Source organism: Actinomyces sp. HPA0247 (genome assembly GCA_000411415.1).
Taxonomy (GTDB): domain Bacteria; phylum Actinomycetota; class Actinomycetes; order Actinomycetales; family Actinomycetaceae; genus Pauljensenia.
Map to the genome: position 1 here is coordinate 584,964 of KE150450.1, position 25,618 is coordinate 610,581.

The window sequence follows — 25,618 nt, forward strand, 5'->3', positions numbered from 1 at the left end:
GCGCCCGTGCACATATGTGCGTGGGCGCGGGCGGTCCGTTTTCCTCGCGCTGGCCTCAGTCACGAGGCCGTGGCCCGTTCACCTGTCCCCATCACTCATCGGTGGCGGGCCCAGCGCCTGAGGCCTTCTTCGCGGCCGCCTTCTTGGGAGCTGCTTTCTTGGCGGCACCCTTCTTGGCGGCAGTCTTCTTCGCAGGAGCCTTCTTGGCGGGAGCCTTCGCGGCCTTGGCGGGGGTCGCGTCGCCTCCCTCACCGGCCGCGTCGTCGTCGCTGCTCACGGTTTTCTTGGCCGTCGTGGAGGACTTTTTTGCGCCCTTTTTCGCGGTCGCCGCCTTCTTCGTGGCAGCCTTTTTCGCGGGAGCCTTCTTCGCACCAGCCTTGGTGGAGGCCGTCTTCTTGGCGGTCTCCTTCTTCGCCGGGGCTTCCTCTTCCGCTGCGGCGTCCTCGGTCTGCGAAGCGGGCTCGACCTCGGAAGCCGGCTCGGCGATGGCCGCCACCGGCATCACGAGGGTCTCGTCCACGGGCTCGTCGACGGCGGGCAGAACCTGCGTGGCGTCGGAGTCGAGGGCTCCGGCCTCGGCGGCCTCCACGGGGTCCATGACGGTGGTTGCCTCGACATCGGAAGACTCAGGGGCGTCGGAAGTCTCAGCATCGTCCGCCTCAGTGTCATCCGTCGACGCGTCGACGTCATCGGCCGCCTCGTCGGCGTCCGACTCCTCGGCGCTTTCCGCATCATCCGACTCCTCCGCGCTCTCCTCACCCTCCGCCTGGGCGGCGGGATCGTCGGGGGCGGCGGATTCATCCGCGGCCTCACCCACGGCCTCGTCCTCCGACACTTCGGCGTCGGGGGTCGCGGACTCGTCGTCCGTCGCGGCGGACTCGCCCTCATCGGACTCCTGCTCGAGGCGTTCGACGACCGGGATCTGGCCGGTGACGGCGCGCAGGACGTCGGCCTCGGCGCCGGTGGGGGCGACGGCGGGGAAGAAGTCCATGATGGACACGCGCGCGGGCTTCACCGTGGGCGTGGGGCGGGTTTCCGCGTCGAGGCGCGCCTCTTCGGCGACCGCGTACCAGCCGGGGTGGACGGTCGGCTCGTCGGGGGTTTCCTCGTCGGCGAGCGACGCCGCCATCTCAGCGGGGGTCGGCTCGGGCGGCGGCACGAGCGCGGGCGCGACCGCCTGGACCGTGTCGGTCATGACGGGTCGGCCGGTGCGCACGGGCGGGGGCACCTGCACGGGATGTTTCACGGATGTTTCACGCGCGGGGATCGGCGTGGTTTCCTGCTCGTCCGGCGACGTTTCACCGTCCGACGAGGCCTGGGCCTCCTCCTCGCCGCCCGTTTCCTCGGGGGTGTCGGGGGCGGGCGCGTCCTCACGCGCGGCGTCCTCGGCGGGGGCGCTGTCCTCCTGGGCGTCTGCGGCGCGCGAGTCGCCGGAGTCGTCGGATGCGCCAGCGTCGGCCTTTCCAGCGTCGGCGACGCCATCTGCCGCGCCCGCGCCATCGGCACCTGCGTTCTGCTCGGAGACATCGTCGGCCGCAGATTCCTCGGAGGGTACCTCGTCAGCCGCAGGCGCCTCGGGTGTGACATCGGATTCAGCAGGCGCATCGGATCCGCCAGAGGCCTCGCCAGCCTCGGAATCGGCGGGCGCGGGGACACCGGCCTTCTCAGCGGCGGCATTAGCCTCGGTGATTTGTCCGGGCGTCGCACTGTTCGCAGCGGACGCGACGGATGCGACAGACGCGGCGGACGCGGCGGACCCTGGGGACGCGACAGCCCCCTGAGCCTCGCCGGAACCGGTAGCGTCACCGGTAGCGTCCGCGGTGTCCTGCCCCGGCTGAGCCTCTCCATTCTCGGGAACGACCGGCTCGACGCCAACGGCCGCCAAGGCGAGGGTCGCCTCGGGATCCAGGGTGTCTGAGCTGCGGTTCTTGTAGCCTTCGCGGCGTTCCTGGGCGCGACGAGCCTCGGCCTCGCGCTCGGCGTAGGCCTCTTCGCCGGGTCCCTCGAGGGCAGCGGCGCGCTCATCGGCGTCGGCGGATCCGGAGAAGAAGCGCTCTCCTCGTCCGATGGAGGTCGCGGTGAGGGTCTGTGTGAGCTGCGGGTTCGCATTACCGGCGGCCTCGATGATCTTGCGCAGCGCGGCCTTCGAGATCACCTGGGTTTCGTCGCGCGAAGCGGTGGGTCCGCCCTCGGCGAGTTCGCGCTGGCGGTCCGCCATCGCGCGGCGACGGGCGCGCTTGGCCTTACGGCGGGCGGCAACCATGCGCGCGGCGTGGGCGGGATCCTTGGGCGAAACGCCCGCAGGCATGGCGCCAGCGGCGGACGCGGCACCTCCCGTCGCGCTACCTGCGGCCGTGCGCTCCCCTGCGACGGGGTGGGCGCTCGACACGCCCGTGGCGGCCACGGCCTCGTTCGTGCCGGAGATCCCCGCAAGCTCGGCGGCCAGGCGCGCGATGCGTTCGCGGCTCATGTCCTTTTCGACGGTCACGGTCTCGCGGGGCTCGATGCGCTGGGCGGGGCGCGCCCACGGCTCTTCCGTGACGATCCAGGAGATGAGCTGCTCGCGCAGGTACGCGCGCAGGTCGGACAGGTGCCCGGAGTTCTTCGCGGAGACCAGGACGCGCACGGTCACCGTGTACTCGTCCGAGTCGGTGATCTGCACGCCCCACGTGCGCCCGTCCCACAGGTCCGTGGAGGTCAGGAGCTGCTCAACCTTGGTGCGGATGAGGGTCATGGGCGCGGACCAGTCGAGCTTGAGCTCAACAGTGCCGAGCTGGGCTGCGGCGCGACGCGTCCAGTTCTCGAAGGGCGTCTGCGTGAAGTAGCGGCACGGAATGATGAGGCGGCGCTCATCCCAGATGCGCACGACCACGTAGGAAAGCGTGATCTCCTCGACGGAACCCGTCTCATGCTTGTCACCGGCGACGACGACGTCACCCACGCGGATCGCGTCGGTGAAGGCCAGCTGCAGGCCGGCGAACACGTTACCGAGGGTCTGCTGGGCGGCGAGACCGGCGATGACCGAGAGGACACCGGCAGAGGCCAAGACGGTTGTCATGGCCTGGCGGGCGACCTCGAACGTGCCGATGATGGCGACCACGCCGACGACGACGACGATCCCTTGGGTGAAGCGGCGCAGCACTTGCGCCTGCGTCTCGAAACGGCGCGAACGCCCCTGGTCAGAATCCTGGCGGGCTTTGGCGGCGTCCTCGAACACCCAGGCGGCGGCGTAGGCCATCCACGTCAGGCACGCGAGGGCAACGATGAGGAGCACGTGCATGAGGAACGTCGTGATCGACGTGCCGTTCCAGTCGGATAGATTCGGGTTGACCAGCGCGATGCCGAGCCCCGCCCATGCTCCCCACGCCGCGAAGGTGAAGTGGCCCGGGCGGCGCACGCGCGCCAGGATCGACGAGGCCGTGGCAGCCTTCGCGAAAGCCTTTCGCAGGAGCACGGACATGACGACCGAGATGACGACACCCACGAAGGCGCCGACGATTGGGCCGAGAATCAGGAGGGTGAAGTCGATGGTCGTGGCGACGGCGGCCTCCGCCCCGGATTGAGGGTCGGCGATCGCCCGCGTGAGGGCGTCCGAGGCCTGGGCGAGGGCACCGAGTGCTGGTGTCATAGTCATGCATCAAGGGTAGGTCGCCTAGCTGATGAAATCCTGTGAATTCCGCACAATTGCAACGTTTTCCAGTAATGTGTCAGCTGTCACTTGATTTCGTTTTGACGTGCCGCGCGCGTTCTGCCTAAACTATCTCCCGTCTTCGGACGCCAGTTCGACGGCCAAGCAGGCCCCCATCGTCTAGCGGCCTAGGACACCGCCCTTTCACGGCGGCGACACGGGTTCGAATCCCGTTGGGGGTACCACCGGTCGCTATCGTGACTGGAACAATTCAATAGGTCTTATCTGTTGTAAGGCCCCGTAGCGCAGTTGGTTAGCGCGCCGCCCTGTCACGGCGGAGGTCGCGGGTTCAAGTCCCGTCGGGGTCGCCGACCAGACCTTTTGGTTCAGGTCTTGGCTCTGTAGCTCAGTTGGTAGAGCGTTCGACTGAAAATCGAAAGGTCACCGGATCGACGCCGGTCGGAGCCACCAGCAAGTCCCCGAAGCATGCGCTTCGGGGCTTTTGTTTTGCCCAGGTCGAGCCCGACATCTCGCAGGTTAACCCGATGATGTGCATGCAGGCAGCGCCGCCCAGACGCATATCTAGGGGTTAACGCGCACATCTAGGGACACGCGCGCGACCAACACGCCCCGCCAGACAAATTTCGCACGTAATTTCCAACGGTCATTTTTTGAGTATACCCAAAACCGTTGCAATTCCAATGATCTTTATTCAGAGTTTGAAGCACCCTCAAGGAAATTACGTGCGAAATTTCTGGAGACCCGAGACCCCGCAGCCCTAGGGCGCGACCCCACAGCCACCAAACGGGGGAATTGCACTACACGGGGGTCCGACACGCCGGCGACACGCCGCCAGAAGGCTTCGTGTAGTGCAAAACCCCCAACCATCGCCGCGCGATCATTTTCAGATCACACAACATGAGAGCGCGAACCCCAGGGCGGAGCACCTCGTATGAGCTTCACCACTAACACAACTGGGCGACAAGATAGCGTAACGCCAACCAATTAATTACCGAATAACCGGAATGTCCGGCAGCGAGTTGCATGACCGGCCGGTCTAAAACCCATCGAAATGGCAGACGACTAACACAATGTCGCCACGACATGGACAAACAGGCGCAATTAAACGCACGGACTATTGCGAACAGGCGTAGCCTTCCAAGAAGCAGCATTACTTGCAAACCAAAGCGGATGGGAGGCCACCCCGAGACCGCAGACACGGCCTCGTCCCCCCCATCCATAACGAATGGAGACTCACGTGCACCCACGCAGCATCGGGCGCTTCTTTCCTCTCATTGTCGGAATGATCGTCGCCGGCCTCCTGGCCGCGTTCATCGCGATCGCCCCCTCCTACGCCGCCTCCGTCGGCGTCGTCAGCAACATTTCGCTGGCGCGCGAGGACAAGGAAACCACCGCGCCCACCGTCGGCATCCACGTCATGACCATGTCCTTCGACATCGACACGACCGGCAAGGACGTCGCGCCCGGCGACACGTTCACCATTCAGATTCCCCCCGAGCTCAAAATTATCTCGGACTCGGGCAGCTCGACGCTGAACTTCAGTATGCTCAACGACGACAAGGTCCCCGTCGTCGACTGCTCCGTTCCCGCGGGTGAGGGCGTGTCCATGACCTGCACCTTCGGCGAGTACGCAAGGGACCATCACAGCATCATCGGCCACGGCACCGTGCGCACGAAGGCGGTGCACGCCACGACCTCGTCGACCATCTCCTTCCCGGTGAACGGCACCGCGGTGATCGTGGACCTGCCCGGCGGATCGATCGCAGCCTCGTCCGAACGCATCCTGCGCCACACCCAGAAGTGGGGCATCCCCAAGGAGGGCGACTCCAAGACCATCATCTGGGAGATCGATATCAAGGGCTCCGAGCTGCCCGAGGGCGCGAGCGAGGTCGAGATCGTCGACGCCTTCGACATGAGCTCCGGCGGTTATTCGCTGGTGCCCGGGTCGGAGAAGCTGTTCTACTACAACGACAACGCCGAGTACACGGCCGATCAGGCGCCCGCCCTCAAGGCCGGTACGAGGATCGGCGACGGCACCTTCACGATGGAGGCCAACGCCGACGGCACCGGGTTCACCGCCTCGTTCCCGCGCCTGACGAACAACGGCACCTACGTCCTGCAGTACGAGGCCACGATCAACAACATGGCGACCGTGCGGAATGGCGCGACTTTCCACAACAACGCGACCATCAACGCGAAGCTGTACACGGGAGGCGTGGACATTCACTCGGACGGCTCGGGGAACGCGAACGGCGACGCGAATCCGACGCCGACGCCGTCGATGACACCGACACCTACTCCTTCGGTGACGCCGGAGCCGACGCCTTCCACGACTCCCGCCCCGTCTCTGAGCCCGACCCCGTCCGAGACTCCGTCTCCGACTGCGACGCCATCTTCCACGCCTACGCCGTCGGTGACGCCTACGCCTTCGACCACCCCCACTCCTTCGGCCACGCCGACACCGTCGACCCCCTCGACGCCGAGCTCGTCCACACCCCCGGCTACGCCTCCCGCTCCTTCGACTCCCACTCCTTCGACTCCCGCGCCGAAGCAGCTGGCTCGCACGGGTGCCGACATGGTGGGCATCCTCGCTGGCGCCGGCATGCTGGGCCTGTTGGGTGCGCTGGCGGTGGCCGCTCGCCGACGCCAGGCCTGACCACCCACCCTCCGCGTGAGGGCACGCATCGGACACGCCACGCCCCGGCCTCGTACATATCGACGAGGTCGGGGCGAAGTCATGTGCGAACGCGCCCACGCGGGGCTCGTCATTGCCGGGAAAGTGTGAGAGAAACCGGCGGCGAGCGGTCGCGTGGGCGCGTCCGTTTACACAGAACGTTTCAACAGGAGAAAGCACCCGGAAGAAACAGTGACTAGCGTAACAGGCCTCGGGTTCTCGCGGGTGCGTTTGGATGATCAGTTTTCGACGAACTTTTGCGCGGCCCTCTCGGTCCATCCGGGCACGCCACGACCGCCCTCATACCCCTCGCTCGGGACGACCGAAACGCATCAGGGCTCGACCGAGTCCCAGTCGTCGTCGTGGATGTAGGTGCCGTCGAGGCGTTCGACCATCTCGGAGACGCGGATGCAGGCTTCGACGGCCTCGAGGATGCCGAGAGCAATGAGCGCGCGGCCACCTTCGTCGTTCAAGCGGTCTGTATCGACGACGAGGGTGGCTCACCTGCCCGGGGATCACTCCCAGGTGGACTGGCTGCCACCCTCGTACGCGCCTTATCACTGTTTCGAGAACACCTCATCCCTGCTCACAGGAAAAAACTTCGATCAAACCAGTGTCAGCAGGAGAGCGTTGTTTACATGTCTTTCTTGACCGAAACTTGGCTTTAAGGCTAATATCGGCCTAGCGAGAGGATGCGTCGGACGTCTGGTAACAGCCGTTCAAAGGAAGCCGCTTCGGCGACTTCGGGTGCGGGACTGCCTTCAGCTTCAGGCTGTAAAGACCCCATGTACCAAGATCTCCTCTCGCCACCTCTACTCCTGAACTACGTTAACTACGTTCAGGAGCTTTTTTATGCTCAACTCGCTTGCCGATTCCTAGTTGGACTCATCCCCACTCTCGGTCAAGTCCTGTGGAGTGGTGTAATCGTTTTGTGTCCTTCGGGGTGGGTTATGCGCTGAGTTGGAGTGTGGGTTCCTCCTGTTGGGTGGGTTGGGGTGTGAGTCGTGATTTGGTGAGGATGTCGAGGCTGAGGTAGCGTCGGCCTTCTGCCCATTCGTCGTTTTGTTCGGCGAGGACGGCTCCGACCAGGCGGATGATGGCCTGGCGGTTGGGGAAGATCCCCACGGAGTCGGTGCGTCGGCGGATTTCGCGGTTGAGGCGCTCATTGGGGTTGTTGGACCAGATCTGGGTCCATACCCCGGTGGGGAAGGATGCGAACGCGAGGACGTCTGCCCTGGCTTGATCGAGGTGGTCACACACGGCGGGGAGCTTGTCGTTCACGTAGTCCAAGAGCCGGTCGTATTGAGCGTTGACTGAGGCGGCGTCGGGCTGGTCGTACACCGAGTGCAGCATTGCTTTGACGGCGGGCCATAGCGCTTTGGGGGTGACGGACATGAGATTCGCGGCGTAGTGGGTGCGGCATCGTTGCCAGGCGGCTCCGGGCAGGTTGGCGGCGATGGCCTCAACTAGGCCCAGATGGGCGTCGCTGGTGACCAGGCGCACGCCGGTCAGGCCTCGGGCGACTAGGTCAGCGAAGAACTCATTCCAGGCTGGACCGGTCTCGCTGGTGGATACGCGCACCCCCAGTACTTCGCGGTGTCCGTCATTGTTGACTCCGGTGGCAACTAGGACCGCGCACGAGACGACGCGCCCTCCTTCGCGCACTTTCATGGTCAGTGCGTCAGCGGCGACGAACGTGAAAGGCCCAGCGTCGTGGAGGGGGCGATGGCGGAACTCGTCCACGTGTTCGTCCAGGTCGGCTGCCATGCGTGAGACCTGGGACTTGGACAGTCCTGTGATCCCCAGGGTTTTGACGAGCTTGTCCATGCGGCGCGTGGATACTCCCGCTAAGTAACAGTCAGCGACCACTGTGATCAAGGCGCTTTCGGAGCGTTTGCGGCGCTGCAACAACCACTCTGGAAAGTAGGTTCCTGAGCGCAGCTTGGGGATCGCCACGTCAATGGTGCCGACCCTGGTGTCCAGGGGCCGGTAGCGATACCCATTGCGCCTGGTCTGACGCTGCGGGTCTTGTTGGCCCCACTGGGCCCCGCACACGGTGTCAGCGTCCGCTGATAACAACGCGTTAATCACGTGCTGGAGCAGGGAACGCATCAAATCCGGGGACGCCTGGGATAACGCCTCGCCAAGCAGGCCAGCAGGGTCGATAATATGAGGAGCGGTCATCGTTGTGCCTCCAAATCATTTCGAGTCAGAAGTAGAGAGCTTTCTCGAAGGATCACACGGTGACCGCACCCATATCAAACGGGCCGACCACCACACGGTTACACCACTATGCGGGACACTACTCCACTCTCATGGGGAAAACCTAGGATTCAATCAACAATCTCCTTCGATATAAGGATCATCCCCGCTCACGCGGGGAGAACAGAGGATACTGTAGGACGTCTGGTAACAGAGCGGGCTCATCCCCGCTCACGCGGGGAAAACAACAACATCTGATTAAACGAGTCCTGCCAGTGCGGCTCATCCCCACTCACGCGGGGAAAACGACGACACCGGCGGCGAATCCCGCGTCATCAACGGCTCATCCCCGCCCACGCGGGGATAACGTGACTGTGTAGGGGGTTGACTCCCGTGTCATGGGCTCATCCCCGCTCACGCGGCGAAAACCGGACGGACGACTGCCACAAAATTACCAAGCGGGGCTCATCCCCGCTCACGCGAGGGAAAACAGAGCGAAGGGACAGGTGCCTTCACCCACCACGGGCTCATCCCCGCTCACGCGAGGGAAAACTGAAGCAGAATAGCTACAGGATCCATGATGTCCGGCTCATCCCCGCTCATGCAGGGAAAACGAGGAATTCAACGAGGCTTGGCTGAGCCTCGGCGGCTCATCCCCACTCATGCGGGGAAAACAACGCCGTGAAGGCAGCCGGCGGACTGCTGCAGGGCTCATCCCCGCTCACGCGGGGAAAACACGGCCATGCAGTCCCTAAACGGCTCGGTCCCAGGCTCATCCCCACTCATGCGGGGAAAACATTTCGAGTCAAAGCGCCTACCCTACGCGGGCGGGCTCATCCCCGCTCACACGGGGAAAACTTCGTGATTGAAATAGTCAGCATGAGGACTCCCGGCTCATCCCCGCTCACGCGAGGAAAACGTGGTTTCGGCGACCTTACCGGTCGGGTCGCCCGGCTCATCCCCGCTCACGCGGGGAAAACACCCCAAGCAAGGTGCCTTGTTCCTGGTACTCGGACTCATCCCCGCTCACACGGGGAAGACTAGCTCGAGCAGCTGCATTACTGGGCTGTCACCGGCTCAACCCCACTCACACGGGGAAAACAAGCAGCTTCTCGTGGCTGCTGCGTCGCAGCGCGGCTCATCCCCACTCACGCGGGGAAAACTGCGTCAGCGCCCGCCGACCGCGCCGATCAGCAGGCTCATCCCCGCTCACGCGGGGAACAGGCAGATAGCGTCGAACGCAAAGCTCGCGAGGGACTCATCCCCGCTCACGCGAGGAAAACGAACTCCCCGCGGACTGGACTCCGCTGGGAATCGGCTCATCCCCGTTCACGCGGGGAAAACGTGCGCGAAGGAGCGGTGGGCGCACCCGTTGGCGGCTCATCCCCGCTCACGCGGGGAAAACTTCGAGACCAGATCCGCCCCGTACTTCGAGACCGGCTCATCCCCGCTCACGCGGGGAAAACGATTCCCAGGCTGGGAGCTGGCAACCATGGTGGGGCTCATCCCCGCTTACACGGGGAAAACGTGCGCGAAGGAGCGGCGGGCGCACCCGTTGGCGGCTCATCCCCTCCCACGCGGGGAAAACCACTCATTCCGTGAAGGAAACACCCGCACACAGGGTTCATCCCCGCTCACACGGGGAAAACGGATCAAGCATCTGCTGGAAGCCGTACCACGTGGGCTCATCCCCACTCACACAGGGAAAACATCATGATCCTGACCACCAGTCGGCCGGTACCGTTCTTCCCCGCTCACACGGGGAAAACAAGCAGCTTCTCGTGGCTGCTGCGTCGCAGCGCGGTTCATCCCCGCCCACGCGGGGAAAACATCAAGCAGATCGCCCGCGACGTCGAAAAGACGGGCTGATCCCCGCTCACGCAGGGAAAACACGCTTCTGTTTGGTCTGCCCACGCAGGCCACGGGCTCATCCCCGCTCACACAGGGAAAACCGTAGCGACATGCAGGAGTTCTTGAACGCCCTGGGTTCATCCCCGCTCATGCGTGGAAAACGACCTGCTGTCGACGAGCGAAGCCGCTCGAATGGGCTCATCCCCGCTCACGCGAGGATAACATCTTCATCGTCACCCCCTGGGGTCAAGGCGAGGGCTCATCCCCACTCACACAGGGAAAACGTCATGATCCTGACCACCAGTCGGCCAGTACCGTTCTTCCCCGCTCACGCGGGGAAAACCGCCACGTCGCCGCCCAGTCCGTCTTGCGGCCCGGCTCATCCCCGCTCACGCGGGGAAAACCAGTGCAGGAGCTTGATTTTCTGCGCTCGGTCCGGCTCATCCCCGCTCACGCGGGGAAAACCTTACTGAGCACTGGGCTGCCCTGCCGGTGGAGGGCTCATCCCCGCTCACGCGGGGAAAACGGATCAAGCACCTGCTGGAAGCCGTACCACGTGGGCTCATCTCCACTCACGCAGGGAAAACCGCCTACGTCGTTACCCCGTGGTGCTACGCGGAGGGCTCATCCCCGCTCACGCGGGGAAAACGACGTCTACCCGCAAGCGGAGCGCTCCGTGACGGGCTCATCCCCGCTCACGCAGGGAAAACGTCTCAATCGTCAGTCCACCGAGCTTGTCCGCGGGTTCATCCCCGCTCACGCGGGGAAAACTTCTCGAAGCCGTCCTCCGAGAGGTAGCCGAGCGGCTCATCCCCACTCACGCGGGGAAAACGGTACCGCGCTCACCGCCGCGATTAATCCGACGGGCTCATCCCCGCTCACGCGGGGAAAACATGGCGCTCGCGGAGGGCGTGGGCCCGGCAATGGGCTCATCCCCGCTCACGCAGGGAAAACTGTTCCGTGTGCCTGGACACGCTGCGGCCCTGGGGCGCATCCCCGCTCACGCGGGGGAAATCAAGGCCGACGCGATCACCAACTACCTGTACTTCGGCTCAACCCCACTGACTCGGGGAAAACTAAATCTGCGCAGTCGCAACAATCAGCGTCTTGGGCTCATCCCCACTCACGCGAGGAAAACTGCACGCGCGCCGCCAAGTTACCAGTGATAACCGGCTCATCCCCGCTTACACGGGGAAAACATCATGGAACAGACAGCCGACGCCCACGGCGCAGGCTCATCCCCACTCACGCGAGGAAAACGAGATATTGCTCGTGATGAGCTGGGCCGCGTAGGGTTCATCCCCGCTCACACGGGGAAAACTACGGGCGCTCCAAGTCAGGCACAGTAACCAGGGGCTCATCCCCGCTCGCGCAGGGAAAACATGCACAGCCGCGCTATGCGGCCCTGAACACAGGGCTCATCCCCGCTCACGCGGGGAAAAACTTCACCTAGTAACGGTGGACGAGGCGTGGGCCGGCTCATCCCCGCCGAGCGGGGAAAACTGATGTGTATTGATGAGGTTCATGTCGCCAATTGGAAACCCCCCGAATACACAGGGGCAACATCTCCTCCTCATTCAACCCCAACTCGCGCCAATCACACTCTACATTCCTCCACAAGGAACACATGCGCAGTCATGGCCGAGCCAAGGTCATCAAACCGCAGCCGTAGGCCTTGCCCCTACCAATTCCATTAACGAGAGCATGACGCAGCGCCACTGGATCAGTTACCTCCAGCACGCCCTCAAAAGTTGCAACTGCAAGCGTTACCCTGTGCCCATCGCGTTTAAACTCCGCAATGCTGCGTTCAACACCATTAATGGCTCTTCAGAGTTGAGTGTGGTTGGAGGCATCTAGGCCTCCTGCGATGAGGAGCATTCGGAGATGGTAGTTGGTGGGGTTGCGGTAGCCTCTGGCGGTGCGTCTTCCTAGTTCGATGATTCCGTTGATGGCTTCGGTGGGGCCGTTGCTGGCTCCGCCGGTGTCGAAGTAGGCCAAGAAGGCGTCCTTCCATTTGCGTAGGGTTCGACCCAGTCGGGCGATTTCGGGGATGGGACACGTTGGTAGGCGCTCGACGAGATGAGCGGCCAGGCGTCGGCCTTGGGCGGGTGTGGCTTGATGGAAGACGTCGCGCACTTGCTGGGCGCAGTGGTAGGCGACTTCGACACTGATATGCGCCTCGTCTGCCGTGAAGGCCTCACGGAGTCGTTCTTGTTGACGCTTCGTGAGCCGATCACGCGAGGCGCGCAAAAGATTGCGGATCTGATAGAGAGGATCACCCTTGCGCCCGCGGTGACCGGTCGTGTCTTGCTGGACGCGACGACGCACCTCATCGAGAGCGTCGCCGGCGAGCTTGACGATGTGAAAGGCATCGAGCACGCTGGTGGCGTCTTGGAGCTGGTCATCAATGGCGTTCTTATATCCCTGGAAGGGATCCAGCGTCGCGATCTGGATACCGGAGCGGAAGTCTTCGCCGCGCTCGGCCAGCCAGTTCTTGTACACGGTGCCAGACCTTCCCGGGACCAGATCCAACAAGCGGGCCGTGGGATGATCCTCCCCTCGCGTCAGGTCGACGATGCCGGTGAGCTCACGGGGCCCTCGTCGGCGTCGGTCCTGGTGGTGCCACACGTGCTCGTCAACCCCCAGCACCCGCACCCCTGAGAAACGGGCGGGGTCATCAGATGCGGCTTGCAGACACGGCTTGATATGGGACCACACGGTATTCCACGTGGTTCCTAACTGGCGGGCCAGCCCCGAGATAGTGGCTCCCTCGAAGCGCAACTGTCGGATCGCCCAGCGGATCGCCCGAACACCCAGGCGCGCCCTGGGAGCACACACCGAGTGGTTCTGCTCAGTGAAAGTCGTGATCTGGCAGGTGTGTTCGCGGCATATCCAGCGTCGCTTATGCCACCGGATCCGCACCGGGACCCCGGCCCAGGGCGCGTCGATCACCTCCACCACCACACGCCCATGACCTTGAGCGATCACCCCACAATCTGGGCACCCCGCCAGCTGGTTGCACGACTCAACATCGAGCACCAGAGCATCTGGGGTGCGAACCGCACTCATCAGATGGAAGCCCTCTAAGTCGACGAGCAGATCACACCGATCACAACGATCAAGCGACACAGAGCAGCAGCAGGTAGGGTGAGACATTGTCGAGGTCCTTGACGACAGCGGGGGTAGAAGTCCGCTCATCATCAAGGACCTCGACCTCTACCCGCAACCCCCGACCAACACCCGGTCACCCACACTCAACTCGGAAGAGCCCCATTAATCAGTAGATTCGCCCCGTCAACACGTTCCCCATTGTCATTCTCAAGAACCGGCAGATCCCCACCGATCTCAGCTGAAGTCAGTACACGAAACCCACGCTCTTTGGCGTTCTTGAGGACCCACTGTATCTGCTGAGCTTGGGTGACATGAGCGAGAATCTTCTTCTGACCTCTTTCATTAACCTGAGCGGCCGTTCGGAAGGTCGGATTCACACAGAGGCGGAAACCCCACCGCTGCTCGGCTGACAGACCATCGAGGAAGGGACTCATATCACGGACAACGACCCCACCCTCGGTGGCGTAGCCAGCCTCCTCAACGATGTGTGAGGGATCTGGTGGGACCGGGCTGGAGATGAAAAGGGCACACGAAGGACTCCCCTGCCTCGGCAACCCACTTCTCAAAGATGGCGGATAATCCAGGCGCCAGAGAACCCGAGGATTCCCTGGAATGTCAAGTACACCCGGAGGAAAACAATTCATCACAGCTGCGTGAAGGACCTGCCGACTACGCATGAGCTGCTTCGCCCCCCGACGGTGTGGGTTGAGGTAGATACGTGTCAGAAACATCAGAGGACCTCCATCGGGTCATGCACGAGGCCAGGGTGGGCTTGCTGCTTCGTCTCCGCGTACTTCGGATTCTCAAGTTCGACATATACTTCCTCGACGGCACGCACAGTAAACTGCCTGTGTTCCGAGTTGAAACTAATCGGCATATCCTGAAGCGTCTGCTGCGAGGCCCTCTCCACCTCAGGCGGAATGATTCCCAGATCCGCGACGACTCGCGTTCGAACTAAACGATCATGACAATGCTTCTTCTGAAAGTACGACGAGGCCATCCACGGAGTTTCGCGCACCGCATCCCACGCGCTACCCTCGCGAACAGAAAGACGCAGCGGCAAGGTCGGAGGGCACGAGCGCCTGCCGAGGTAGAGCGGAAACACCGGGCGAACGACCGCCTGCGCCAGTGCATCCACTAGCTCAGCTGGTCCTTCAACGAATCCGACGAAAACCGCATCCGTACAGTAGAAACGTTCAGACAAAAGGGTCTTCTCTTTATTTTCGGTCATGCACTTCTGACGCCTCGACGTATGAAAATCGCGAAGTATTTGTCCCTGCTGGTCAATCCTCGCAGCGAAACGAAGCTCAGCGAGATCTTCAATAGGATCGCAGCGCCTGCGCCCCTGAGCCGCCGCAAGCAAACCGACCAGGCCGCTCTTCGTAGGAAATGTCTCAGTTGCCCGGTGCACGAACTGACTAGATACACCCCACGACTGCATGGGACCCGCTAAGCGCAAGACAAGCACGGATGTCATTGCATACCTCGTACCGCGCTTGCAGTCGCACTGCCAAGGTCAATCAGGCGCACTTTGTCTCCCAACACAGACAAACTTTCACCCCGAGGTGTTGTCCACGACACGAGCGATTCGACAGCTTCCAGACCCGTGAGCTCGCGCAACCGCGACTCGAACTCAACGAAGCGCTTAATGGCCGGCTCTGCGAAGCCGTGCTGCGCTGCGACGACCGGCTCCTCAAAAGCGCCACTCATGTTGATCGGTTGGTCATCACGAACCTGAACCAGAACGACATCCGGCAGCGTTCGGTTCGCAAAAGTCGTGATCTTTCCGGTCGGCATCGATCGGACAAAGCTATCCACAAAAAGTTCGACAGCTCGATCCGCGACCGCGTCATCTCCCAGGTTTTCACGCAACATGTTGACGTTGATCGTTGAATATCGATACATCGTCGCCGATGCAAATTCGATCAATCCGATCATCGCGGCGCCTTTGCCACTATCCTCACTGGCATCCTTATGATCATCAACGGCAGTGTAGTAGTCGTATTCGTTTTCCATAGCTCCCACACCGATGGCGGGAGCAACTTGGCAGGCGGCTTCTACTTGCAAGTTCGTATTACTTGCTACCATCCGCCCAAACAATGCTACCGCAATAGAGTGATCACGTTCGGTAGATGCCTTATCAAATTTACGTAGCCTGAACGACTTTTTCGGATCATCAGTTTGCATATCTTCAATAACAGCATCAACATACTTATCAATCTCTGCATGGGAGACAAACCAAAGGACGTCAAGTTCTTCAAAAGCATGTTCCGGATTCTGCTGCACACGCTTCAAATATTGCTCACGCTTATCTTTTGAGTCTTTATGCCCATAGTACGTGAACTCCATAATCAGAGCGACCATCGCGGAAAGTTCATCGATAGAACAATCTGGCTTGCGTTGAAGAATCTTCTCTTTAATTAATACTGGAATTCTCTTAGATCGAATGCCTCGAAGAGCTAACTCTATAGAGTTTTCAAAGTCTTTTCGAACAGCACGCTTAATCGCTTGCGATGATATCCGCATACGACGCACCCCGCCGAACATCGCAGTCTTGGGCGCGCCAGTATCATCCCTATTCGGATTCGAAGGAGGGAGAGTCTGCAGAACATGAATATCAACGAAGATGGACATTGTTTCACCTTTCACAAATGACAACAGTTTAAGAATGATGGGCAACCGTCATTCACCAGAAGAAGCCACTGAACTTTCCGACAGAGCACGAGCGAACTGACGACCCCAATCACGCATAACGGATGATCGACAACCAGAGTCCTGCCACAGGAACAAATCTGCCGCTAGCTTGGCGTAGTCACAGGGAATTCCAGCCGACTTGAGTTGCGACACCAGCGAACGAAGATGCACGAGCAAGCCATCAAACGTCGGCGCTTGCACCGCTGCAGAAAAACGATTGAAGATAGGCGTCTCCTCAGCCCTCTTATCTCCTTTTTGGTGCTCAGCGACCACACGAATAGCAGAGGCAAAACTCAAGGGTCGATCAGAGGGCGCAGATGCCGTGTCTACAGCTGCGCCTTGATGGAAGGCCCACAGGGTCAATGCACCATGAACAGCCTTCTCACCCCTCGTAGCTCCATCAGATAACCCTCCCTTACGTTTATCAAGAGTAAGGTCCCAGATAGCTGGAACCGAACCAACCTCTCTATTCAGCGCGCCCCGCAACTGCGCGCGGAGTGCACGAGCTGTCGAAGTATCTTTCGACAGGCGATGAGCAATGAGCCCATGCACATGACGAAACACAGCCTCCGCTGAGACAAGCCCCTGCACATCGGCGTCGGGATACGTCACAGAAATCACCTCACCCACAGTCATTTCACCCCTTCCCAACTATCAACAGCAGGCAACAGTTTCAACAACCCATATCGAAATGAATTCTCGGCAATACCAAGACTTAAATACCTGTCCACATTTTTACCCCCAATTTTGCCAACATATCGACCAATGATCGATGATTGAGGCGCAGCATCACCAATCTCTTTTTGAAACATTCGCGATGTTTTCCTTAGAACGTCCTCCCAACTTTTCCGAATTTCAGGAACCTTTTCATGACCATCAATCCCTGAGAGCCACGATCGAAACTGAATGTCGACAGCTGCATAGAATTGCTGTCGCGCTCGCTCAGCATCAACATCACCTATTCCACCGGCCGCACGCGCGATATCCCTTGCATAACGTCCAATTAGATTCGCAACTTCTTCTGTCTTCATGACTTGATCCTTGATCTCCGCCACCAATTTATCGCTCTTCTCACTCAACAATATCGAGAACAGCGTCAGCTCATCGAAATACACAGCCTTATAATCCGTCTTCTCTTTGGAAACAAAGATCATTCCAACAGCTTGAAGACGAAGTCGAACTGGATATCTCGTCTTCACTCTATTCAACTGCAAGCTATGATGGAACGTAAGCGTTGCCGGCTGAAGAACCCTATCGACTTCTCGACCGCCCCCCCACTTTCACCTTCACCTGAGGACAGAACACACCAGGAAGATTCCGCCACATAGCACGATCCGCTGTAAAGTTGAATGCTTTATATACGTCCACCGACTTCTTCGAAGCCCCCGAATCATATCTCCACATACTCTGCGGCTCATACCTAAACATATTGTGCGGCGTCAATTTGTCTCCTTGGCAGACAAGCACTTTTGTCACTCCCGCAGAATCTCCGAATAACCGAACTCGTCGAGACTGCCATGTCATCAACTTTGGGATACTCAAGCTCTCGGCTTTCGTAGTCCCTTTTTTTCCTGCGACGGAGTAGTCGTCCCGATTCGCAGTCCAAGGGTCCGCTTTTTCCCATGTACAAGCCCCCCAGTCAGAAGAGTTGTCTCCACCTTCCAACCTGCCTGAGTCAGATGGAATCAGATTGAGGACAATCGTCTCATCAAGGTCGTTTCCTTTAATCCAGACGGCAGTGTCATAGGGTGTAAGCAATTTTTCGTGTAGCGGTGATGCTTGTGGGAGGCTGGTTGTGGGGTGTCGTCGGATGCTTGGTGTCCAGGACCGCGCGGCGATCATGGCAGGGCTGGAGGCGGGTTTGTCTCAGGCGCGTATCGCTCGCTTGATTGGGCGTAGTCCGTCGGTGGTGTGCCGTGAGATCGCCCGCCATGCGGGCCCTGACGGGGCGTATCGGGCCGAGGAGGCCAGCAAGGCAGCCCGCGCGGCCAGGCGCCGCCCCAAGAAGCGCCTGTTGGATCGCAATTCGGTTCTTCGCCGCCGCGTGATCTCCGATTTGTCTCAGGGGCACACGCCCCGCCAGATCAGCGGACGCCTGCGCGCCGAAGCATGTGGCACACTGCCCACCATGGATACTTCCCCCGACGCCCAGGGCCACACGATTAGCCACGAGGCTATCTACACGTGGATCTACGCCCACCCCAAGAAGACGCTCATCGAGCACGGTATATGCTTGCCCTCGCGCAGGTGGATGCGCAAGAAACCCCCCACAGGCGGGCGCAAACCCCCCATTGTTGGGATGCGATTGATTGATGAGCGCCCCGACATTGCTGATCGGAAAATCCCGGGCAACTGGGAAGGCGACCTGATCATCGGCCAAGACGGGGCCAGCGCGTGTGCGACCCTGGTTGAGCGCACCACCCGCTACCTGATCATCGTGGCCCTGCCCCTGGGTAGGAAAGCCGACCAGGTCTGTGATGCGCTGACCCGCCGCATCCAGGGCCTTCCTGATGGGGCGATGCGAACACTGACCTGGGACCAAGGCCGGGAAATGGCCCGCCACCAGCGCCTGACCCGCGACACAGGCGTGGACGTGTTTTTCGCTCACCCCCACAGCCCCTGGGAGAGAGGAACCAACGAAAACACCAACCGGCTCATCCGCCGATACCTGCCCAAAGGAACCCCCATCACCAGCCACCAGCCCTACCTCGACGCCATCGCCTACGAGCTCAACAACTGCCCCAGAGCCACCCTCGGCTACCGCACCCCAACAGAAGCATTCAACGAACTCATTGCTACCACCCATTGACACCGCCGACGATCCCTAGCTGCGCACACCATGCAGGCCCAATCGGGCTCCCTCTACCGGCCGATGCTTTTGGATCGCCCTCTGCTCCGGAACGTATTCCTGAAGAGTCATAGTTTTGAACATGGACAAGCCATCGCGCGGCTTCTGCCGCACTCATCCAGTCTGCTCCAGCCCCACTTCGTGATGAAAACAAGCGCTTCTCTTCTTTCGGCAGATTCGCGATTATCACACTTAACGGTTTCGCTTCATCTTTTGCAGTCTTTAGATCAGCGACCTGCATAAATGGATACTCACCGCCAAATAAGAAAAAGCGATCCCTCCATCGTTCGAGGTACTCGATCATCTGATCCGTCGGAGCGCCTTGATCCCACTGCCTGGCCCAGTCATGCATGTCTCGCGGGGTTGCCACCCGATACGCGACCGCTAAGATCAGTCGTTGAATCGCGATGCTCTGCGTGGGTAGCTCGCATGCCAGATCCGCGATGTCGGTCGTACGCTGGAGTAGTTCCAGCAGCCCAACTTCAGTGACTGAGCCGTCAAGCAGCCTCACGGGTATCCAGGGCTCGTCAAGTAGGTTGTATTCAGGGTTCTTCATTGACCCAAATCTCCATTCCAGTCTCAGTGGTATAAGTCAGTGTGCGTCCGCAGAGGTTGCGTGTAAGCCGCTCACCATCGGCGGCTTTGGACATCACGAGGATTAACTGTCCCGCCAACAGTGGATGTTTCCGACACAGCCAACCTTCCGTACTGAGATCTTCTCGTAGGGCATGCTCAACTGCGTCCACCGTGTCTTCGATACTTCGCCCACGTTCACGGAAAGACCACGGAGGCAAGGAGAGAGTCCACGAGCAAATCTCCGCTATCCGGCCACGCGCGGCATAGTCACGCACATCGAGTTTTTCACCAGGCGAACTCTTGTCACTTAGGGGTGGCGCCATCACAGATCCGCACGATTCGGGATCGACCGCAACAACGATGACTGGTATCTGGTCTTCACCATCTCGAACGGCAGCCCGCCCCACACCCCCGACCTCTTCTCCTGTTGCAGCATTGCCTGCGAACGATTCCTCTAATCTCGATGCGGTCCACTCAGTTATATTGGCGCCGTTGAGACACCACGTGTTCGCATTCCTCCTCGAGGTTGTCATCGCATCGGTTTTCGCTACTTGCGCTATGCCAAACGCTTCCGTCCATTCCGCGGGTCCAACACTCTGCGCATCGGAGTAAGCCAATGCTGTTAGCTGCGCATAGTCTCGTGGTTCGCAGACGCGCACCTCCCTCCGATCAGCAAGAATTCCGAGAGTGCGCAGGACTGAATACCGCGAATAGATATGGTCTGTTCGTATGGAATATGCCCACGGGACAGCGAATAGGTCCTCAACGAGGACGAGGCAACGGGCTTCGCGTAAACGCACAGGCCGCTCGGCTCTGTCGTGCCGATGGAGCCGCCCGATACGCTGTAGCACGAGGTCCATGGGCGCGGGGTCTGTGAGCATGAGGTCGAAGTCGACATCAAGGCTTTGCTCAATCACCTGCGTCGCCACGACGACGTGCCTGAAAGGACGCTGCGCACTATCTTTCCCAAAAAGTTCAAGCATCCGGCGATCACGAACCGCCCGTTCAGCGGCCAGGAAACGCGAGTGCAGCAGGGTGACCTGCTCACGCCCGAACACAGACCTCACGGCCTCGTATGTTTCCTGGGCCTCCCGGACGGTATTGCGGATGACGACGGCGCATCCACCGTCGGCGAGCTCGCGGTCCAGCAGCTCTGCGATCTTACGGGTCGATTCGAGTGGGGTTGGGATGATCCGCTTGGGGACCTCTGCTTCACCCTGGATTTCATGGACGCGCACGCCCGTGGCGGACACCGTGGAAATAGCCGGATAACCGATCATGCCATCGACCGACTCAGCCCCCGCACCGGACGAGCCACGACCTCGGCGATATGCCTCAAGGAGCGCCGAACGCCGTGCGGGCGGCAGGGTCGCCGACAGCAGCACAACGGGGATCCCGTACATACCAAGCCACGTCAGCGCAGCTTCCAGGTAGGTCTCCATGTATTCGTCGGCAGCGTGCACCTCATCGATGACGACGACCTTGCCCATGAGCCCAAGGTGACGCACCAGCACGTGACGCGACTTCAGGGCTGCGAGCAGCACCTGATCGATTGTCCCGACTACAACGGGCGACAGCGTCGAGCGCCACCGCTGACCCATCCAACGACTCGCGTGAAGGCCGAGGTCCTCCCCGTCGTCATACACTTCGAGAGGGCTCTTGCCACGCTCAAGGAGCTTCACGAAGGACTCGTTGAGGCTGTTTTTCCCGTGCGCAAGCTGGATGCCAAGCTTCTGCGGTTCATCGCCCAGGATGCTCGTCAGCCACGCGGTGACGCGCTCAAACATCGCATTCGTCGTGGCCTGAGTAGGCAGCGCGACGAACACTCCCTGCAGCCCCCGCGAGCGCATCAGCACCTCAGCGGCAGCGAAAGCCAGCTCGGTCTTCCCGGACCCCGGCGGGGCCTCGACAATCATGAGGTCCGGGTCCTCGCATGTTGCAATCTCAATGGCGGCGCTCTGAGCCTCAGTCGGCCTGTACGTGTCCGGCCATCCGAAACGGTGACGGTAGAACTCTGCGACCTCACCAGGTGGAGCCTCAGGAATGCGCAGAGGGGTTGGAAAGCCCGCTCGCTTCCAGGCACGCTCGACACGCTCACGCTGCTGGTCCGCAGTGAGCTCCGAGTATCCCTCAATCGACTGCTTTCCGGTCTCACCGACCGGCCGGGGACGAAGCGGGAAGTAATCCTCGTTGGAAGCGAGCCAGTCCGCGATCACAAGGGCCGAGGCGTAGGCGGAGGCCACCGCAATGGGCAACTCCGGCAGGGCGGTGCCGGGCGCAACGAGCGGGAAACCACTGCGAGCCGCCATCCATCGAAGAATGTCCGAGCGCGCCTGGCCCCACTGCTGACCATCATCCGAAGCTTCCATCAAATTGCAGTGTTGATCGCGTGCTCGCCCCACACCAGTTGATTCAGGGTAGTGACCGTGATGGACTCCGACCAGAACTGCCCACTGAAAGGCGCGGGAAGCATCAGCCCCGCACGCTTCTATCTCTTCCTGAAGAGCAAACTGGCTGACAAATCCATGAGGCAACGCTGCTCGACGTGAATAATATTTCTCAGGCATTACTTCGAGACCTTGATCGTGGATCAGTTTCACGAGTTCTTCACACTGGCACTCGAACACCGCACTCACTTTTCCAACGTCGTGAATCCCCGCAAGGAATACGAATGCTGCTCGGGCCTTCTTTTGATCCCCTCCCCAAACAGATGCCATCAGTCTTCGATGATGCTCACTTAAGTACTCGTCAAAGAGGTATCCCGCTATATCTGCAGCGTCCATTAAATGCTGCACAACGGACAACCACGTGGATTCGCCGTCTCCGCTTTTTGCCCAAAAGCATCGAGCCAAGTCTGTAAGCAGAGACGCATCAAGCTCAGGCTGCGCGGAAGGAAAGACCGGCGGTGCTGCAACCACACGACTGCTGAAACCACTGCTATCCGCATCCTTACGGGCCATGATCTTCTCATCCTTGAGTCGTAACACTTACCAGTGCAGCGAAAGCACCGATAAGTCCATTTTTATAAGACTGATGAGCCCGGCAACCTCACATTGATTGCCCCAGCCCGAAGGCTGGTGTGGCAACCATAACACGCATAGAAACACACATCGGATAACTTCAAGCGATAGAAGCAAAATTCCAAAATACAAGGAAAAGCAATCTCGACAGGGAAAACAACCTCCTGATGCACTACACGGGATCATCCCCTGCCGGGGAACACCGCGACCGGGGTCGCGTCGAGCGCTCGCAGGACCTCACAAACGTATCACCCCACCCACTTCCGCGTGCCATGGCGACACAAGTGGCACGATCCTGAAACAATGGGGGCATGTCGAATGACCCGCGTGAAAACCTGCACGGTTCGGATAGCCAGGAGCTGGCCGACGTGACGGCCGCCGCCGAGCAAGCTGGCGAGCAAGCCGCCATGCACATGGCTACCTCGCAGACGCCCGCCCAGTCGATGGCGGACGCGCTCGCCGAGATGTCCACCCCGTCGTTCGAGGAGACGCTCAGCGCCCTCGACGAGGTCGGCGCACCCTCCGAGCAGGAAGCAGCGGCCACGCTCGCCGAGGACGGCGCACTGGACCCGCAGGAAACCCTCGTCTCCGACGGCCCCATCCTCCCGACCGGCACGGCCGAGGCAACCCCCGCCTCGTTCACCACCAACGCACCCCAGCAGGCAGCACCCCAGCAGTCCGCCCAGGAGCTCACGCCCGCCAACAGCGCCAACACCACAGCCAACACCACCGGCAACGACCTCGTCGTCGCCGCACCCGTGCACCTGCCGCCCGCCGAGCCTCGCCCCTGGTACCGCTCGCGTCGCTCCTTCTCGGCCAAGGGCCGCGGCGGCCGCGTCCAGGTCGCCGGCCTGGGCATCACCTACACGGACCACGCGTCGGGCGCGGTCCTCCTGGCAAACATCGACTTGGGCTTCCGCGCGCGCTCGCTGAGCGCGATCCTGGATCCGACGGGCCGCCGCGCCCGCGCCCTTTTCCTGATCCTCGCGGGCCTCGAGGAGCCGCAGGCGGGCCGCATCGTCGCCGCGCCCTCGCGCTCGCTGGCAGCGCGCCTCGCGGGCCGCATTGGCTCGGTCGCGCTGATCCGCGCCGACTCCCCGCTGGACGAGTCCCTGACGATCCGCCAGAACATCCTGGCCCCCCTGTCCGCGACGGGTTCCGTCGCCGACTGGGACAACCTCGTGGGCGCCCTGCAGATCACGGGCCTCGCCCAGCGCGTCGAACTCCACCCCTCCGAGCTTTCCGAGTGGGAGCGCTTCAAGGCCCTCATCGCCCGCGCGATCGTGTCCGGCGCGGAGGTCTTCCTCGTCGAAGACCCGACCTCCCTGCCCCCCGCCGCCCGCACGGAACTCGGCCCCCTCCTGCGCGCCCTCGCGGACGCGGGCTGCGCGGTCGTCCTCGCAACCCCGAACCCCGAGGTCGCCGCCGCCTCCGACCGCGCGATCCTCCTGACGAACGGCCGCGTCGCCCTCGACGCCCCCGGCCCCTCCGTCGCGCTCATCAACGCCTCCCTGGAGGCCAACCCCGAGGACCCGAAGGCCCTCCTCGGCCCGATCCCCTCGGCACTGCCCGCATCCTTCGACGAGGTCATCTCCCCCACCGGGTCCTCCTCGGCCCCCGCGTGGCACCCGCTGGGCACCGACGAGGCCGGGGCGCAGAGCGCGAACGCGCAGCAGACCCCCGGACCCGAGGAAACGGACCCCGCCGAGGCCGCCCTCGACGCGGCGACCACCCGCGTGGAGACCGCGCCCGCCCAAGCGACCCAGGCAAGCCAGGCAACGCAGGTGCCCCAGGCCTCGGGCGAGCCGCGCACCGAGACCGCAATGCGAGGCATCCCCGTCGTCGACACCGAGGACCCGGCCATGGCCGAGCCCGAGGTCTCCGACCTGGTCGTGCGCGCCCGCAAGATCCTCTCCGATCTGCCCGGTTCAATCGCCCCGCAGGAGTAACGGACCGGTCACTGCGAGCCGACCTCCTTCATGAGAGACTAGGCATATCAGGCGAGGCGCCGCCTCGCTCACCCGCACGCGCAGGAGCACCCATGACTCAGCCCACCCCCCAGCCCGGGCAGTACCCGCCGCCGCCCGTCAACACCGCGCAGGCCGCAGGCGAGGCCCGCCCCAGCATCGGCGCCCTCTTCGCGTCCGTGACCGGCCAGATCTCCGGGATCATTCGCGGCGAGATCGAGCTCAACAAGGCGAAGCTGCGCACCTTCGCAGCCAAGAGCGGTAAGGGCATCGCCCTCCTCGTGGCCGCCGCAGTCTTCGCGCTCTACCTGCTCGGCTGGACGCTGCACACCGCCGAGATCGCGCTCGCGCTCGTCCTGCCCGCGTGGGCGGCGTCGCTCATCATCGTCGGCGTCCTCCTCCTGATCGTCCTGATCCTCGCCCTCGTCGGCGCCCGCTCCCTCAAGAGCGCGCAGGCGCACCGCCCGGACCCTGCCGCGTCGGTCGCCGCCACCAAGGAAGCCATCGAGAAGGGACTGGGCAAGTGAGCACGAACCTCGATCCGCGCAACGTGACCGTCGGCGAGTCCGCCCCCGCGTCCACCTCCTCTGAGCCGCGCACGGAGGCCCAAATCGCTGCCGACCTCGAGCGCCAGCGCGCCGAACTGGCCGCCACGATCGACCAGCTGTACGCGCGCGTCCAGCCCGCCGCCCTCGCCCAGGAGGCGAAGGACGAGGCCAGCGCCCGCTTCGCGTCCTTCAAGGAGTCCGCGTCGCTGACCCTGCAGGACGCGGCCGGCGGCAACGCCGAGGCCCTGAAAAAGGTCGGCATCGTCGCCCTGTCCGCGATCGGCACCATCGGCGTGATCGTCCTGCTGGCGACCCGCTCGTCGCGTCGTTCGCGTCGCGAGGCCCGCCGCGCAGCCCGCGAGGCCGCCGCGCACACGCTCGCTGCCCTCAAGTCCGACGTGACCGAGGCGCTGTAAGCACCAACTGACGCGAACCGGCGTAACTCCGGCCACACCGGCCGCGGGTTGCGCCGGTTACA

The 25,618-nt window shown here is 61.9% G+C and carries 18 protein-coding genes, 3 tRNA genes and 1 pseudogene; 9 read left to right on the top strand and 13 right to left on the bottom strand.

Going from position 1 to position 25,618, the window contains the following annotated elements; translation table 11 throughout:
* Nucleotides 1-91: 91 nt before the first annotated feature.
* Nucleotides 92-3,634: a mechanosensitive ion channel domain-containing protein gene (locus HMPREF1478_RS02445; protein WP_016460497.1), complete on the bottom strand. Its 3,543-nt coding sequence runs from the start codon at nt 3,632-3,634 to the stop codon at nt 92-94.
* Nucleotides 3,635-3,797: 163 nt separating this feature from the next.
* Between HMPREF1478_RS02445 and HMPREF1478_RS02450 the strand changes: the two genes are divergently transcribed.
* From HMPREF1478_RS02450 to HMPREF1478_RS02465, 4 genes are all read left to right on the top strand, one after another.
* Nucleotides 3,798-3,873 (top strand) — tRNA-Glu (locus HMPREF1478_RS02450).
* Nucleotides 3,874-3,922: 49 nt separating this feature from the next.
* Nucleotides 3,923-3,996 (top strand) — tRNA-Asp (locus HMPREF1478_RS02455).
* A gap of 27 nt (nt 3,997-4,023) precedes the next feature.
* Nucleotides 4,024-4,099, top strand: a tRNA-Phe gene (locus tag HMPREF1478_RS02460).
* A 787-nt stretch (nt 4,100-4,886) separates the two neighbouring features.
* The gene (locus HMPREF1478_RS02465; RefSeq protein ID WP_016460498.1) at nt 4,887-6,305 is read left to right on the top strand and encodes an Ig-like domain-containing protein; all 1,419 of its coding nucleotides are present in this window, start codon (nt 4,887-4,889) and stop codon (nt 6,303-6,305) included.
* A gap of 350 nt (nt 6,306-6,655) precedes the next feature.
* Here the strand turns inward: HMPREF1478_RS02465 and HMPREF1478_RS10530 are convergent, their stop codons facing one another.
* Both HMPREF1478_RS10530 and HMPREF1478_RS02470 read right to left on the bottom strand, forming a co-directional pair.
* Nucleotides 6,656-6,796, bottom strand: coding sequence for a hypothetical protein (locus HMPREF1478_RS10530; protein WP_156824702.1), 141 nt, complete (start codon nt 6,794-6,796; stop codon nt 6,656-6,658).
* A 475-nt stretch (nt 6,797-7,271) separates the two neighbouring features.
* A complete protein-coding gene (locus HMPREF1478_RS02470) occupies nt 7,272-8,507 on the bottom strand; it encodes an IS256 family transposase (protein ID WP_016460499.1) in 1,236 nt (411 codons plus the stop codon).
* 1,731 nt (nt 8,508-10,238) lie between these two features.
* Here HMPREF1478_RS02470 and HMPREF1478_RS10535 point away from each other — a divergent pair.
* The gene (locus tag HMPREF1478_RS10535; protein ID WP_016460501.1) at nt 10,239-10,394 is read left to right on the top strand and encodes a hypothetical protein; all 156 of its coding nucleotides are present in this window, start codon (nt 10,239-10,241) and stop codon (nt 10,392-10,394) included.
* A gap of 1,617 nt (nt 10,395-12,011) precedes the next feature.
* On the opposite strand, the gene HMPREF1478_RS10225 is transcribed toward HMPREF1478_RS10535, so the two are convergent.
* The 8 genes and pseudogenes from HMPREF1478_RS10225 to HMPREF1478_RS10990 all read right to left on the bottom strand — a co-directional run bounded on the left by HMPREF1478_RS10225 (nt 12,012) and on the right by HMPREF1478_RS10990 (nt 18,023).
* A complete protein-coding gene (locus HMPREF1478_RS10225; RefSeq protein ID WP_083940058.1) occupies nt 12,012-12,197 on the bottom strand; it encodes a type I-E CRISPR-associated protein Cas6/Cse3/CasE in 186 nt (61 codons plus the stop codon).
* Between the two features lie 6 nt (nt 12,198-12,203).
* Nucleotides 12,204-13,532: an ISL3 family transposase gene (locus HMPREF1478_RS10230; RefSeq protein ID WP_016460503.1), complete on the bottom strand. Its 1,329-nt coding sequence runs from the start codon at nt 13,530-13,532 to the stop codon at nt 12,204-12,206.
* 98 nt (nt 13,533-13,630) lie between these two features.
* The gene (locus HMPREF1478_RS10235) at nt 13,631-14,218 is read right to left on the bottom strand and encodes a type I-E CRISPR-associated protein Cas6/Cse3/CasE (RefSeq protein WP_016460504.1); all 588 of its coding nucleotides are present in this window, start codon (nt 14,216-14,218) and stop codon (nt 13,631-13,633) included.
* On the bottom strand, nt 14,218-14,964 hold the full coding sequence (cas5e, locus tag HMPREF1478_RS02480; RefSeq protein WP_016460505.1) for a type I-E CRISPR-associated protein Cas5/CasD: 747 nt from the start codon (nt 14,962-14,964) through the stop codon (nt 14,218-14,220). The genes HMPREF1478_RS10235 and cas5e overlap by 1 nt, the downstream gene beginning before the upstream one ends.
* Nucleotides 14,961-16,121, bottom strand: a complete 1,161-nt coding sequence (gene cas7e, locus HMPREF1478_RS02485) for a type I-E CRISPR-associated protein Cas7/Cse4/CasC (protein WP_034474847.1) — start codon at nt 16,119-16,121, stop codon at nt 14,961-14,963. Before cas7e ends, cas5e begins: the two co-directional genes overlap by 4 nt.
* Before the next feature lie 48 nt (nt 16,122-16,169).
* Nucleotides 16,170-16,817, bottom strand: a complete 648-nt coding sequence (casB, locus tag HMPREF1478_RS10240; RefSeq protein WP_016460507.1) for a type I-E CRISPR-associated protein Cse2/CasB — start codon at nt 16,815-16,817, stop codon at nt 16,170-16,172.
* Nucleotides 16,814-17,410, bottom strand: a pseudogene (locus HMPREF1478_RS10920) (type I-E CRISPR-associated protein Cse1/CasA); the annotation flags it as partial. The gene casB and the pseudogene HMPREF1478_RS10920, both read right to left, overlap by 4 nt.
* Before the next feature lie 22 nt (nt 17,411-17,432).
* Complete coding sequence (locus HMPREF1478_RS10990) at nt 17,433-18,023, bottom strand: type I-E CRISPR-associated protein Cse1/CasA (RefSeq protein WP_083940060.1); 591 nt, start codon at nt 18,021-18,023, stop codon at nt 17,433-17,435.
* Between HMPREF1478_RS10990 and HMPREF1478_RS02490 the strand changes: the two genes are divergently transcribed.
* Nucleotides 17,977-18,990, top strand: coding sequence for an IS30 family transposase (locus tag HMPREF1478_RS02490; protein ID WP_016460220.1), 1,014 nt, complete (start codon nt 17,977-17,979; stop codon nt 18,988-18,990). The genes HMPREF1478_RS10990 and HMPREF1478_RS02490 overlap by 47 nt on opposite strands.
* Here HMPREF1478_RS02490 and casA read toward each other — a convergent pair.
* Both casA and cas3 read right to left on the bottom strand, forming a co-directional pair.
* Nucleotides 18,977-19,585 carry a type I-E CRISPR-associated protein Cse1/CasA gene (gene casA, locus HMPREF1478_RS10255; protein ID WP_016460508.1) on the bottom strand — a complete coding sequence of 203 codons (609 nt, stop codon included), beginning with the start codon at nt 19,583-19,585 and terminating at the stop codon, nt 18,977-18,979. The genes HMPREF1478_RS02490 and casA overlap by 14 nt on opposite strands.
* Nucleotides 19,572-22,565, bottom strand: a complete 2,994-nt coding sequence (cas3, locus tag HMPREF1478_RS02495) for a CRISPR-associated helicase Cas3' (protein WP_198008380.1) — start codon at nt 22,563-22,565, stop codon at nt 19,572-19,574. Before cas3 ends, casA begins: the two co-directional genes overlap by 14 nt.
* Before the next feature lie 371 nt (nt 22,566-22,936).
* Here cas3 and HMPREF1478_RS02500 point away from each other — a divergent pair, with 371 nt between their 5' ends.
* The 3 genes from HMPREF1478_RS02500 to HMPREF1478_RS02510 all read left to right on the top strand — a co-directional run bounded on the left by HMPREF1478_RS02500 (nt 22,937) and on the right by HMPREF1478_RS02510 (nt 25,556).
* Nucleotides 22,937-24,574, top strand: a complete 1,638-nt coding sequence (locus HMPREF1478_RS02500; RefSeq protein WP_016460510.1) for an ATP-binding cassette domain-containing protein — start codon at nt 22,937-22,939, stop codon at nt 24,572-24,574.
* 92 nt (nt 24,575-24,666) lie between these two features.
* On the top strand, nt 24,667-25,119 hold the full coding sequence (locus HMPREF1478_RS02505; protein WP_016460511.1) for a phage holin family protein: 453 nt from the start codon (nt 24,667-24,669) through the stop codon (nt 25,117-25,119).
* Complete coding sequence (locus HMPREF1478_RS02510; protein ID WP_016460512.1) at nt 25,116-25,556, top strand: DUF3618 domain-containing protein; 441 nt, start codon at nt 25,116-25,118, stop codon at nt 25,554-25,556. Before HMPREF1478_RS02505 ends, HMPREF1478_RS02510 begins: the two co-directional genes overlap by 4 nt.
* Nucleotides 25,557-25,618 lie beyond the last annotated feature (62 nt).

What these genes read in the sequence shown, in the direction of transcription:
- HMPREF1478_RS02445 (WP_016460497.1), bottom strand. Translation starts at nt 3,634, where the DNA reads ATGACTATGACACCAGCACTCGGTGCCCTCGCCCAGGCCTCGGACGCC.
- HMPREF1478_RS02470 (WP_016460499.1), bottom strand. Translation starts at nt 8,507, where the DNA reads ATGACCGCTCCTCATATTATCGACCCTGCTGGCCTGCTTGGCGAGGCG.
- HMPREF1478_RS10535 (WP_016460501.1), top strand. Translation starts at nt 10,239, where the DNA reads ATGATCCTGACCACCAGTCGGCCGGTACCGTTCTTCCCCGCTCACACG.
- HMPREF1478_RS10230 (WP_016460503.1), bottom strand. Translation starts at nt 13,532, where the DNA reads ATGTCTCACCCTACCTGCTGCTGCTCTGTGTCGCTTGATCGTTGTGAT.
- HMPREF1478_RS10235 (WP_016460504.1), bottom strand. Translation starts at nt 14,218, where the DNA reads ATGTTTCTGACACGTATCTACCTCAACCCACACCGTCGGGGGGCGAAG.
- cas5e (WP_016460505.1), bottom strand. Translation starts at nt 14,964, where the DNA reads ATGACATCCGTGCTTGTCTTGCGCTTAGCGGGTCCCATGCAGTCGTGG.
- cas7e (WP_034474847.1), bottom strand. Translation starts at nt 16,121, where the DNA reads ATGTCCATCTTCGTTGATATTCATGTTCTGCAGACTCTCCCTCCTTCG.
- casB (WP_016460507.1), bottom strand. Translation starts at nt 16,817, where the DNA reads ATGACTGTGGGTGAGGTGATTTCTGTGACGTATCCCGACGCCGATGTG.
- HMPREF1478_RS10990 (WP_083940060.1), bottom strand. Translation starts at nt 18,023, where the DNA reads ATGATCGCCGCGCGGTCCTGGACACCAAGCATCCGACGACACCCCACA.
- casA (WP_016460508.1), bottom strand. Translation starts at nt 19,585, where the DNA reads ATGAAGAACCCTGAATACAACCTACTTGACGAGCCCTGGATACCCGTG.
- cas3 (WP_198008380.1), bottom strand. Translation starts at nt 22,565, where the DNA reads ATGGCCCGTAAGGATGCGGATAGCAGTGGTTTCAGCAGTCGTGTGGTT.
- HMPREF1478_RS02500 (WP_016460510.1), top strand. Translation starts at nt 22,937, where the DNA reads ATGTCGAATGACCCGCGTGAAAACCTGCACGGTTCGGATAGCCAGGAG.
- HMPREF1478_RS02505 (WP_016460511.1), top strand. Translation starts at nt 24,667, where the DNA reads ATGACTCAGCCCACCCCCCAGCCCGGGCAGTACCCGCCGCCGCCCGTC.